Source organism: Mycobacterium sp. Marseille-P9652 (assembly GCF_902652685.1).
Lineage (GTDB): Bacteria > Actinomycetota > Actinomycetes > Mycobacteriales > Mycobacteriaceae > Mycobacterium.
The window spans coordinates 39,478-50,946 of record NZ_CACRUY010000039.1 but is presented as its reverse complement, the minus strand read 5'-3'; the positions used below and the strand labels follow the sequence as shown (position 1 = coordinate 50,946).

The following is an 11,469-nucleotide window of genomic DNA, read 5'->3' as shown; positions in this document are numbered from 1 at the left end:
GTGCCGGAGGCGCCGGCGATAACGGTGTTGGAGGTGCCGGAGCTGACGGCCGCGTCGGGGCTTACGGTGGCGGCGCCAACGTAACTGGCAGCAACGTCACCGGTGGTGCCGGCGGCGCCGGCAGCAACGGCGGCCACGGCGGCAACGGAGGCTACAACCGCTTGCGGGCAGACTCCACCGGCAAGGTTGCCAACAGCACCTTCACCGGTGGCGCCGGCGGCGCCGGCACCAATGGCGGCACCGGCGGCGCCGGCGGCAATGTCAACAGCCGGGTGAGTACCGGCGGCTCAATCGGTGCCAGCACCTTCACCGGCGGTGCCGGTGGCGCCGGTGACGCCAGCGCCTTCACCGGCTACGGAGGCAGGGTCATCGTCAGCTCCTACGGCAACAGCACCATTACCGGCACCACCGGCACCGGCGGCGCGGGCGGTGCCGGTACCAACGGCGGCGCCGGCCGGAGCGGAGGCTACGCCAGCGTCAGGGCCCTCTTCGGCGGCGCAATCGCTAATAGCAGCGCGATTGGCGGCGCGGGCGGCGCCGGGCACGATGGCAGCTACGGCGGTCGCGGACAATACGCCCGCCTCGGCGGCTACAACGGCGGCACCGTCAAGTCTGCCCACGCCATCGGCGGTGCCGGTGGCGACAGCGGCACCGGGGCCTCTCGCGGTCACGGCGGGACCGGCGGCAGCGGCGCAGTACTCGCCAATGGTGCCGGCACTATTGTCACCGGCACCGCCACCGGCGGGGCCGGTGGGGCTGGCGGCAACGGGACCGTTCCGGGGGCTGCGGGCGGCTACGGAGGCACCGGCGGCTTCGCCGTGGTCCAAGGGGCTGCGGGCACCGTAACCGCCAACGCCACCGGCGGCTATGGCGCGGCCGGCGGTGCCGGTGGTGCCGTCCCCGGTGCCTATGGCGGCAACGGCGGTAACGGCGGCTACGCCCGCAACAACGGCAACGCGTCCGGTGTCGGCGGGCACGGCGGAGCCGGTGGCGCGGGCAGCCTGACCGGTGTCGGGCACGGCGGCAACGGCGGTGACGGCGGACACGGCATTGGCGGCGCCGGCGGCTTCGGGCAGCAGGCCACCGATGGCATCGGCAACGTCAACGGCACCAACGGCGTCAACGGCCTCAACTTCCCATAACAGGTCGTCGGCCGGTGAAGACGGCAGCCGCGGCTGGGTCCGAAAGGACCGGCCGCGGCTGCCGGTTTTAGGCAGCGAGCCCAACACGACTCGTGCCGGTCGGATGCGGTGCCAGCCAAATCGGCGACGGAGCTCGTCGGCGCCGTCCCGAGCCCGAGCGTGGATCCCGGTCGGGGCACGGCACTTAGGAAGTGCGCCTCAAGCCCCACGTGGTGGAGTAGATCTCACGATCGCACCACCCACGGTTGGCCAAGCCTGCGCCAGGGCAGGACCCGGTGCTCGATCAACTCCGAGAAGACAGGACGTGCGAGCCAAGTCGCCTTGGCCGTCCGACTGAGCGTTACGAAAAGAGAAGCCCTACAGGACCTGCAGCCCGGGCGGAATCCGGTCCTGGTTGCGCCAGAAGGCGTCGTTGAGGAAACGGTTGAACAGGTCCGGGGGCAGCAAGGTGTCGCGCGGTTCTGCCTTCACCGTGCCCCGCACGGTGTGCAGGCCCGGGGTGCCGGCCCGCTCGTCGAACTCGGTGACGTCGTAATCGACGTGGCTGAAATCGTGCTCGAACTGTGGCTCGCCCAGGAACGCGTAGATAGCCTTCATCGTCGTGGCCGGGTCGACGGTCAACGTTTCGTACTGCACCAACAGCAGGCGATCCCGTTGCGCGCCATAACAGGCCTGCTTGAGCGCGTCGTAGGGCCCACCGACCATGCCGTCGGGACCCACCACCTGTTGCGCGCGGGTGTAGACCGTGCCGCCGGCACTGTAGTTAAAGATCGACGACGGGCTGAAGACGTTGCGCTGGATCAACCGCTCGATGCTGTCCACAATCCACTGCAATTCGCGCACGCAGGCGATGACTTTCGCATCTGGAAACAGCCGCGCGATCGCCGGCATCCACTGACACCAGCCGCGGTTGGTGTCAAAGATCACGTCGGCGGTGCTGTCGGCGTAGAAGTTGTCGAACAATCCCCTCAAGATGCGCTCGCGCCTGGTGTCGTCGATGAACACCGAAAACTCGTTGCGCCCGCTCATCTCACCCAGAAGAGCGCCGAACAGCCCGGCCAGCGGACCGGACATCCCGGCCTGAAACCGCGGGTTTTGCCGGAGCAACGCGGCCAGCAACGTCGAACCCGAACGCGGCAGACCCGAGATGAAGTGGATGGTCATCGAAGAACACTCCCCGGCTTACTCTGCGCGCCATGGCATTGCCCGCAAAATCGAACTTGTGATGCCGTGATCTTAGCCGAACCTCGTGCCCGGAATATTGCCTTTATGGAAATCCGCGCTACGACCCAAACCGCCATTGGCGGCGATGAAACCGCCGATACTGAAAAATCTGAAGTAGCCGTTCTCGAAGGCTAGGCTTGCCAACTGATAGACGACCGGTTGTTCTGCCGGCTAGGTGATTTCAGTTCGTGGCGGACCTTGTCCACATCAGCGACGGCGGTGTTGCGCCGCCTCCGACGGGACGACTGTATTGAATTACCAGCGCCGCTAAGCTGTTGCCTTTCGAAGATTCGATGACACGGGAAGGATCCATTCTTATTTGAATTGGTCCGGTGATTATCCGACCAGGGGTCGGCGGAATATTCTCCACCCGCCGAGTCCGGACCGCCCCCGCCCATAGTGATGCGGCCTCGAGGACGTCTGAAACGACGGCCGTCAGCCCTGGGGGGCGCCCAGTTCCTCCCGAAACCCGCGCATCGCGGCGATAAGCCCGGTGAGCACGCGATGCGCCGCCTCCAGGTCGCTGTCGGGAAGGTCCGCGAGTGCGATGTGGGTGTGTTCGCCGAGCGGGCTGAAGAACGAGCGGGCGGTCGCGACGGCTGAGTCCCCGTGCCTCAGGACCACCTTGCGACGGTCATCCGGGTGGGAATCGCGGCGGATATGGCCCGCCTCGATCAGACGGTCCACCAGGTAGGTGATGGCCGACCCCGACAGTCCCATCCGATGACTGAGGTCGCCGGAGGTCATCGGCAGCCCGGCGGTCTCGGCCACCATGATGTGTAAAAGTGCCCGGAAGTCGTTGGGCCGCAAGTCGTGTGACAACGCGAACAGGCGGCCGATCTGGTCCGATTCGGTCGAGACCTCGCGCAGATCGGCCGAGATCAGCCACTCCAGGGCGTCCCGCCCCCAGCGCTGGTCGTCAGCGTCCATAACGAACTCAGCATATCCCGCAAATGGGAAATTATTCAGTTCGTTAACGGTTAAGTCGCTTAACGGCGGCTGGGCAGCTCCACCAATCCCACCCTCCGTCGACCGTGCAGGATGACCTTCACTAAATTAATCTTTAAGAAATTGAACCTACGAGCTTGACCCATCGTGTACGTCGACAGGGCCCGGCGGTCAGCGAGGACGTCGCGGTTTTGCCCCCGTCGACCGGGGGTATGACCGCGGTGTTTGAGCCGTTGGAGCCTGCCGAAGCCGAACCATCCGGAAGGGAGCGCGTGGGCGAATGCGTGCTTTGACATTGAGGACCGCCACCCGGGCGGTGCCCACCTGGCCTGACACGGACGACTTCGACGGCTGGCGGTCGGGGGTGCGGCGCGCCGTCCTCGCCGAGGTCGCCGAGTTCGTCGCCGAACGCCGGGTCACCGACCTGGCCGGGACGGGGGTCGACGTGGCGGGCGACGTGCTCGTCGAGTTCGTCTCGGGCGGCAAGTGCCTGCGCTCGACCTTCATGTACCTGGGCTGGCTGTGCGGGGCCGCGCCGAACCGCGCGGCATTAAAGGCCGCGGCGAGCCTGGAGTTGCTGCACGCCTTCGCCCTGCTGCAGGACGACGTGATGGACGGATCCGCGGAACGGCGCGGCCGGCCCGCGGCGCACCTGCAATTCGCCGACTGGCATCGCCGGCGCGGCCTGTCGGGCTCGGCTTGGCGGTTCGGCGAATCCGCGGCGACCCTGCTGGGCGACCTGTGCCTGATCTGGGCCGAACAGATGCTCCGCGAAAACATCCCCGATCCGCAAAGCCTTCAGCGGGTGTGCCGGCGCTATGACGCCATGCGCACCGAACTCGCGGTGGGACAGTTCGCCGATCTGGCCAACGACGTCCGCTGCCTGCCGTCGCTGGAGACCGTGCTCGACGTGGCGAGGCGCAAGTCGGGCAACTACACGGTGCGCCGTCCGCTGGAGATCGGCGCGGCGATGGCCGACTGCGACGAGCGGACCCTCGCGCACCTCGGCCGCTACGGCGACGCCGTCGGCGAGGCCTTCCAGCTTCGCGACGACCTGCTGGGCGTCTTCGGCACCCCGGAGACGACGGGCAAGCCCAACGCCGGCGACCTGCTCGAACGCAAGGCGACGAGCGTCGTCGTCACCGCCTACCAACTGGCCGACGCGTCCGCCCGCAGGGAGATGGGCGAGCTGATGAACGCCGAGCGCCTCGACGACGCCGCGATCGACCGGTGGAAAGGCCTGATCGCCGCCACCGGCGCGGCCGACTTGATAGAAGAGATGATCAGTGGGCGCGTCGCGTCGGCGCGCGAGCAGATCGACGACCTGGGCATCGACGACGCGCTGCGCGCCGCGCTGCACAACATGGCGGCCGCCTGCACCGACAGGGCCGTCTGACATGACGAAGGTGGTATCGGAGTGACCATGCGGACCATCGAGGGACGAGGCGACCACGTGGTGGTCGTCGGCGCCGGCCTGGCCGGGCTGGCGGCGGCGCTGCACCTGGCGGGCCGGGGCCGCGCGGTCACCGTCGTCGAGCGCAACCCGTGGCCGGGCGGGCGGGCCGGGCGGCTCGACGTCGACGGCTACCGCATCGACACGGGCCCGACGGTGCTGACGATGCCCGACATCATCGACGACGTCTTCGCCGCCGTCGGCGAGGACCGGTCCAGCCGGCTCGAGCTGCTGCCGGTCGACCCGGCCTACCGCGCCGCGTTCGCCGACGGCAGCGCGATCGACGTGCACTCCGACGCCGCGCGGATGACGGCCGCGATCGAGGAGTTCGCCGGCGCCGGTGAGGCGGCCGGCTACCAGCGGCTGCGCGAGTGGCTGGAGCGGTTGTACCGCGTCGAGTTCGACGGGTTCATCTCCGCCAACTTCGACTCCCCGCTGTCGCTGCTCACCCCGCAGCTGGCCCGACTCGCCGCGATCGGCGGCTTCCGCAAGTGGGGGCGCATGGTCCGGCGCTACATCAGCGACGACCGCCTGCAGCGGGTCTTCACATTCCAGTCGCTGTACGCCGGCGTCGCGCCGCGCGACGCGCTGGCCGCCTACGCCGTCATCGCCTACATGGACACCATCTCGGGCGTGTTCTTCCCCCGCGGCGGTGTGCGGGCCCTGCCCGACGCGCTGGCCGCCGCCGCGGTCGATGCCGGTGTGCGGTTCAGCTACGGCGCCACGGTCACCGGCCTGGAACGCACCGCCGGCCGGGTCAGCGCCGTGCGCACGCAGGAAACCGGCCGGATTCCGTGCGACGCCGTGGTGCTCACCACCGAACTGCCCCAGACGTATGCACTGCTCGGCCGCACGCCGCGGCGGCTGCTGCGGCTGCGGCCGTCGCCGTCGGCGGTGGTGGCCCACATCGGCTGCCGCGCCGTCACGCCCCCGACGCCGCACCACACCATCCTGTTCGGCGACGAGTGGAACCAGACGTTCACCGACATCATCCGCGACGGGCGGCTGATGCGGGACCCGTCGCTGCTCGTCACCCGGCCGACGGCCAGCGACCCCACGCTCGCGCCCGCCGGCCGCGACCTGCTGTACGTGCTCGCCCCGGCGCCCAACCTCGAGCGCGGCACCGTCGACTGGGCCGCCGTCCGCGACACCTACACCGAGACGATGATCGACGAGGTGACCGACCGGCTGCTGCCCCACCTCCGTGAGGACGCGACCGTCCTCGACGTCGTAACCCCCGCCGACTGGGCCCGCCAGGGCATGGCGGCCGGCAGCCCGTTCGCGCTGGCCCACACGTTCGGGCAGACCGGCCCGTTCCGCCCGGGCAACATGGTGCGCGGAATCGAGAACGCCGTGCTGGCCGGGTCGTCCACCGTCCCCGGTGTGGGCGTGCCCACCGCGCTGATCTCGGGGCGGCTGGCCGCCGACCGCGTCACCGGACCAGACGGCGGGCGGGCTGACCGCAGGCCGACGCAGATCGACATGAAAGCTGGATTGCCATGATGCGCAGCGAACTGGACGCGGCCGGTATCGACGATCCCGCCCTGCGCGAGGGATACCGCCGCTGCCGCGAACTCAACGCCGCGCACGGCCGGACGTTCTTTCTGGCCACCCGGCTGCTGGCGCCCGACCAACGGCCGGGCATCCACGCGCTGTACGGCTTCGCCCGCTACGCCGACGACATCCTCGACGACCTCGACCCGGCGCTGGGCACCGACGTCCGCGCCGAGCGGCTGCAGCAACTCACCGACCGGTTCTTCGCCGGCGACCACGCCGGCGACCCGGTGCTGACCGCCGTCCTCCACACGGTGCGGCGGTACGGGATCGACGCCGCGCTGTTCGAGGACTTCCTCGCGTCGATGCGGATGGACTTCACCGTCACCGACTATCCCGACCGCGAGGCGCTCAACCTCTACATGCGCGGCTCCGCGGAGGCCATCGGGCTGCAGGTGCTGCCGATCCTCGGCACCGTGGTGCCCGTCGAGGAGGCGGCGCCCTACGCCGCCGGGCTGGGCCGGGCGTTCCAGCTCACCAACTTCCTGCGCGACGTCGACGAGGACCTGCTGCGCGGCCGGGTCTACCTGCCGGCCGACGAGCTCGCGGCCCACGGCGTCGACCGCGACCTGCTCATGTGGTGTCACCGCAACCGCCGCACCGAACCGCGCGTGCGCGAGGCCCTGGCGGCCCAGCACGAAATCACGCGCGACACATACCGTTTCGCCGACGCGGGCATCGCCACGCTGGCGCCCCGCTCCCGCCCGTGCGTCGCGACCGCGTCGGAGCTGTACTCGGAAATCCTGGACCGCATCGAGGCCAGCGACTTCGCCGTGTTCAGCCACCGGGCCACCGTCGGCAAGGCTCGACGGCTGCAGGTCGCCGGTGTCGGGCTGATACGGTCGTGGCGGGCGCGCGGCAGCGCGGCAAACGTCCCTGATCCCCGGAATTCGGGAGCCGCATGAGCGATCGGTGGCAGTACCTTCTGGTTCTCGCCGCATGTCTGGCCGTCACCGCGCCGCTCGAGCTGTTCGGTCCGGGTGTCTACCGCCAGTGGCGGCGCCTCGCCGTCTCCGTCCTGCCGGTCGCGGCCGTGTTCCTCGTCTGGGACGAGATCGCCGTCGCCGCGCACGTGTGGACCTACAGCGCCGCCTACATCAGCGGCCTGAGCGTGCCCGTCCACGTGCCGATCGAGGAGGTGCTGTTCTTTCTCGTGATCCCGATCTGCGGCCTGCTGACCTACAACGCCGTCAGCACCATCCTCGGGAAGGTCCGCCAGCGGTGACCGGACTGGGTTACACAGTGCCGGCGGTCGTGGCCGTCATCGCGGTCTGCGCAATGGAATTGGCGGTGCTGCGCACCGGCCTGTTCCGGCGGCCGGCCTACTGGCTGTCCATGCTCATCGTCCTGGGCTTCCAGGTGCCGGTCGACGGGTGGCTGACCAAGCTGAGCGCCCCCGTCGTCATTTACGACGACCGCCAGACCAGCGGCGTGCGCTTCCCGTTCGACATTCCCGTCGAAGATTTCCTGTTCGGCTTCGCCCTCGTCACAGCGGTGCTCCTGCTCTGGGAACGGCAACGTGCGCGTGGGTGAACTCGGTGTGCCGCGGGGCGACCTGTCGGCCGCGTTCGATGCCGGGGCGGCGGCTTACGACCGCCTCGTCGGCGCCAATCCGGGCTATCACGCCCACCTGGCCCTGTCGGCACGGCGCATGCACCTACCCAACAGGGGCAAGGGATTACGCCTGCTCGACGCCGGCTGCGGCACCGGCGCGTCGACGGCCGCCCTGCTCGCGGCCGCCCCCGAGGCCGAGATCGTCGCCGTGGACGCCTCGAAGGGCATGCTCGACTCCGCGCTCGCCAAGGACTGGCCGGCGACGGTGCGGTTCGTGCACTCCCCCGTCGAGCAACTGGCCGAGCACGGCGTCACCGGCCCGTTCGACGGCATCCTGGCCGCCTACTTGATCCGCAATGTCGACGACCGCGACGGCCAGCTGCGCAGGTTCCGCGAACTGCTGCGCCCCGGCGGCACGCTTGCCGTGCACGAATACTCCGTGGGCGACTCCCGGGTGGCCACCTGCGTCTGGCACGCCGTGTGCTGGGGCATCATCATCCCGTCCGGGTGGTGGCGCACGCGCGACGCGGGCCTGTACCGCTACCTGTGGCGCAGCGTGCTGGCCTTCGACGGCGCCACGAAGTTTCGGCAGCGCCTCGCCGACGCCGGCTTCACCGCCGTGCGCAGCGAAACGGTGCCCGGCTGGGAGGCCAACATTGTTCACACCTTCCTCGCAGACGCCCCCGATGACTGAGTACGGCACCGACCGCCGCCGCGAAACCCTGCCCGCCGCAGCCGGATTGCCCCACGCCGCCGCGCTGCCATCTCGGCCGCGGGTGGTCGTCGTCGGCGGGGGCATCGCGGGACTGACCGCCGCGACCGGGCTCGCCGAACGTGGCGTCGACGTCGAGGTGATCGAACGCGAGCGCTACCTGGGCGGCCGGGTCGGCGGCTGGACCGAGGACGCCGACGGGACGGGCCCCGAACTCGCCATGAATCGCGGGTTTCACGCCTTCTTCCGCCAGTACTACAACCTGCGCGCGCTGCTCGGCCGGATCGACCCGCGGCTGGACATGCTCACCGCGGTCGACGACTACCCGCTGATCGACGGCGACGGCCGGCGCGACACCTTCCGCGGGCTGCCACAGAGCCCGCCGTGGAACGCGGTCGCCTTCGCCCCGCGCAGCCCGACGTTCCGGTTGCGCGACTTCCTGGTCATCGACGCCCGGGCCGCCGCGCCGCTGGCCGCGGTGTCGGTCCCCGGGATCTACGAGCGGCTCGACAGTCGGGACGCCGCAACCTTTCTCGCCGACATCCGGTTCCCCGAGGCGGCGCGCCACCTGGCGTTCGAGGTGTTCTCGCGCAGCTTCTTCGCCGACCCGTCGGAGCTGTCGGCGGCCGAGCTGGCGGCGATGTTCCACATCTACTTCCTCGGCTCCAGCGAGGGACTCATCTTCGACGTCCCGACCGCGAACTACGACACCGCCCTCTGGCGGCCGCTGCAGCGCTACCTGGAGAAGCACGGCGTGCGGTTCCGGCTCGGCACCGGCGCCCTGCGGGTCGAGACGGGTGGCGGCGCGCCTTTCACGGTGCACACCGACACCGGCGAGCACCTCGACGCAGACGCGGTCGTGCTCGCCACCGACGTCGCGGCCCTGCAGCGCATCGTCGCCGCCTCAGATGGCCTGTCCGGCGAGGCGTGGCGCGCGCAGATCGCCCAGATGCGCATCGCCCCGCCCTTCGCCGTGCACCGGCTGTGGCTCGACCGCCCCGTCGCCGCCGACCGGCCGGCGTTCCTAGGGACCGCCGGCCACAAGCCGCTGGACAACATCAGCGTGCTGGAGCGCTACGAACGCGAGGCCGCCGACTGGGCCCGCGCGCACGCCGGCTCCGTCGTCGAACTACACTGCTACGCAATGGAATTCGAGGATTCCCGCGCCGAGGCGGTGCGCCAGCTGCACCGGATCTACCCGGAAACGGCAGCGGCACAGATCGTTTCCGAGCGGACGCTGGTACGCGCGGACTGCCCGCTGTTCGCGCCAGGGACCTACGATCACCGGCCGCGGGTCGTCACGCCCCATCCCCGCCTGCTGCTGGCCGGGGACGCCATCCGCGTCGACCTGCCGGTGGCGCTGATGGAACGCGCCGCCACCACCGGATGGTGCGCAGCCAACGAATTGCTGAGATCATGGGGACTGGCGGGTCACCCGCTGCAGACCGTACCCACCCGAGGCCGCTCGCCGCTGCTGCGCAGGCTGGCCACGCGTGAAAGAGCCAGGCGATGATGAACGTCCGCGAACAGCTCCGGTGGAGGTGGCCGAAAGACCCACCGCTGCAGGTCATTCCGCGCACATCCTGGGCCGGCCAGCGGCCGACATACCGGGACGCCGACCCCGCGATCATCGAGTCCGCGCTGCGACGCGCGCAGCGCAGGCCCACCGGCAACTGGTACGCGTTCGCCGCCAGCCGCGACGTGCGGCCCGGCCGGCCCTTCGGCGCGCGCGTCGCCGGCGTCGAGGTCGTCGCCTGGCGCGACGACCTGCACCGCCTGCGGGTGGGTCCGCGCAGCTGCCCCCACCTCGGGGCCGACCTGGCCACCGGCGCCGTGTGCGACGGGGCGCTGGTGTGCCGTTGGCACGGTCTCGCGCTCGACGGCACGCGGCGCGAGTTCGGCTGGAACCCGCTGCCCAGCCACGACGACGGCGCGCTGGTGTGGGTCCGGCTCGACAAGGTGGGCGGCGAGGCGCCGCTGGAGGAGCCGGTGATCCCGGCCCGACCCGACGGGGACACGATGGTCGCCGTCGCCGGCATGGTCGGGGTCTGCGAGCCGGCCGACGTCATCGCCAACCGGCTCGACCCGTGGCACGGCGCGTGGTTCCACCCGTACTCGTTCACCCGGCTCGAGGTGCTCACCACGCCCACCGAGCAGGCCGACCACTTCCTCGTCGCGGTCACCTTCCGGCTCGGTCGCCTCGGCGTGCCCGTCATCGCCGAATTCAGCTGCCCGGAGGCGCGCACCATCGTGATGCGCATCGTGGACGGCGAGGGCGTGGGCAGCACCGTCGAAACCCACGCCACCCCAATCGGTTTGGGGCCCGATGGTCGGCCGCGGACGGCCGTGCTCGAGGCCACCATCGCGCACTCGCATCGCCCCGGGTTCCGACTGGCGTCGCGCGTCGCGCCCCTGGTTTCCCCGCTGATGCGGTACGCGGCGGCGCGCCTGTGGCGCGACGACATCGCGTACGCCGAGCGCCGGTACGCGTTGCGCTCAGCCCAGCCCCCGCACCGGCCGTGAGGAAGGGGTACTCCGCCGCCGTCGCCGCGACCGTCGGCGCCCACTTCGCCTACCTGATGTATCTGCCGGTCGGGGGCTTCCTCGCGCTGCGCTGGCCAAAGACCATGGCGCTGCACGTGCCCGTGGTCGCCTGGGGGGTCGCGGTCGTGGGTTGGGAACTGCCCTGCCCCCTGACGGCCCTGGAAGCGTGGGCGCGGCGGCGCGCCGGCATGAATCCGCTGCCGGAGACGGGCTTCATCGACCGCTACGTCTCGGGCGTCGTGTATCCGACAGGCCGCACGGGCGCCGCGCAGGCGCTGGCGTTCGTCGCCGCCGCCGTCTCGTGGGCGGTGCTGGCGTTCCGGCGCCTGGGCTGACGA

Annotated in this window: 13 protein-coding genes; 11 read left to right on the top strand and 2 right to left on the bottom strand. The window is 70.5% G+C overall.

The features are described 5' to 3' along the window. Positions 1-161 precede the first annotated feature (161 nt). A complete protein-coding gene (locus GPY60_RS27565; protein ID WP_156689243.1) occupies positions 162-1,142 on the top strand; it encodes a hypothetical protein in 981 nt (326 codons plus the stop codon). 357 nt (positions 1,143-1,499) lie between these two features. Here GPY60_RS27565 and GPY60_RS19015 read toward each other — a convergent pair whose 3' ends face one another. After that, entirely contained in the window at positions 1,500-2,306 is an 807-nt protein-coding gene (locus GPY60_RS19015) for a sulfotransferase family protein (RefSeq protein ID WP_156689242.1), read from the bottom strand. A gap of 66 nt (positions 2,307-2,372) precedes the next feature. Here GPY60_RS19015 and GPY60_RS27440 point away from each other — a divergent pair, with 66 nt between their 5' ends. Further along, on the top strand, positions 2,373-2,501 hold the full coding sequence (locus GPY60_RS27440) for a hypothetical protein (protein WP_255457252.1): 129 nt from the start codon (positions 2,373-2,375) through the stop codon (positions 2,499-2,501). A 300-nt stretch (positions 2,502-2,801) separates the two neighbouring features. Here the strand turns inward: GPY60_RS27440 and GPY60_RS19010 are convergent, their stop codons facing one another. Then, positions 2,802-3,296, bottom strand: a complete 495-nt coding sequence (locus tag GPY60_RS19010; RefSeq protein WP_156689241.1) for a MarR family winged helix-turn-helix transcriptional regulator — start codon at positions 3,294-3,296, stop codon at positions 2,802-2,804. Positions 3,297-3,594: 298 nt separating this feature from the next. Between GPY60_RS19010 and GPY60_RS19005 the strand changes: the two genes are divergently transcribed. Genes GPY60_RS19005 through GPY60_RS18965 form a run of 9 tightly spaced genes read left to right on the top strand, consistent with a single transcriptional unit; the run spans position 3,595 to position 11,466 of the window. Further along, entirely contained in the window at positions 3,595-4,710 is a 1,116-nt protein-coding gene (locus tag GPY60_RS19005) for a polyprenyl synthetase family protein (RefSeq protein WP_156689240.1), read from the top strand. A 27-nt stretch (positions 4,711-4,737) separates the two neighbouring features. Continuing rightward, positions 4,738-6,270: a phytoene desaturase family protein gene (gene crtI, locus GPY60_RS19000; protein WP_156689239.1), complete on the top strand. Its 1,533-nt coding sequence runs from the start codon at positions 4,738-4,740 to the stop codon at positions 6,268-6,270. After that, positions 6,267-7,226, top strand: coding sequence for a phytoene/squalene synthase family protein (locus GPY60_RS18995; protein WP_156689238.1), 960 nt, complete (start codon positions 6,267-6,269; stop codon positions 7,224-7,226). Before crtI ends, GPY60_RS18995 begins: the two co-directional genes overlap by 4 nt. Next, positions 7,223-7,546: a lycopene cyclase domain-containing protein gene (locus GPY60_RS18990; protein WP_156689237.1), complete on the top strand. Its 324-nt coding sequence runs from the start codon at positions 7,223-7,225 to the stop codon at positions 7,544-7,546. The genes GPY60_RS18995 and GPY60_RS18990 overlap by 4 nt, the downstream gene beginning before the upstream one ends. Beyond that, positions 7,543-7,854 (top strand): lycopene cyclase domain-containing protein, encoded by a 312-nt coding sequence (locus GPY60_RS18985; protein WP_156689236.1) that lies wholly within the window; start codon positions 7,543-7,545, stop codon positions 7,852-7,854. Before GPY60_RS18990 ends, GPY60_RS18985 begins: the two co-directional genes overlap by 4 nt. Further along, the gene (locus GPY60_RS18980) at positions 7,841-8,569 is read left to right on the top strand and encodes a class I SAM-dependent methyltransferase (RefSeq protein ID WP_156689235.1); all 729 of its coding nucleotides are present in this window, start codon (positions 7,841-7,843) and stop codon (positions 8,567-8,569) included. The genes GPY60_RS18985 and GPY60_RS18980 overlap by 14 nt, the downstream gene beginning before the upstream one ends. Continuing rightward, the gene (locus GPY60_RS18975) at positions 8,562-10,100 is read left to right on the top strand and encodes an NAD(P)/FAD-dependent oxidoreductase (RefSeq protein ID WP_156689234.1); all 1,539 of its coding nucleotides are present in this window, start codon (positions 8,562-8,564) and stop codon (positions 10,098-10,100) included. Before GPY60_RS18980 ends, GPY60_RS18975 begins: the two co-directional genes overlap by 8 nt. After that, positions 10,100-11,110 (top strand): DUF5914 domain-containing protein, encoded by a 1,011-nt coding sequence (locus GPY60_RS18970; protein WP_156689247.1) that lies wholly within the window; start codon positions 10,100-10,102, stop codon positions 11,108-11,110. The genes GPY60_RS18975 and GPY60_RS18970 overlap by 1 nt, the downstream gene beginning before the upstream one ends. Further along, entirely contained in the window at positions 11,107-11,466 is a 360-nt protein-coding gene (locus GPY60_RS18965; protein WP_156689233.1) for a DUF2784 domain-containing protein, read from the top strand. The genes GPY60_RS18970 and GPY60_RS18965 overlap by 4 nt, the downstream gene beginning before the upstream one ends. Positions 11,467-11,469 lie beyond the last annotated feature (3 nt).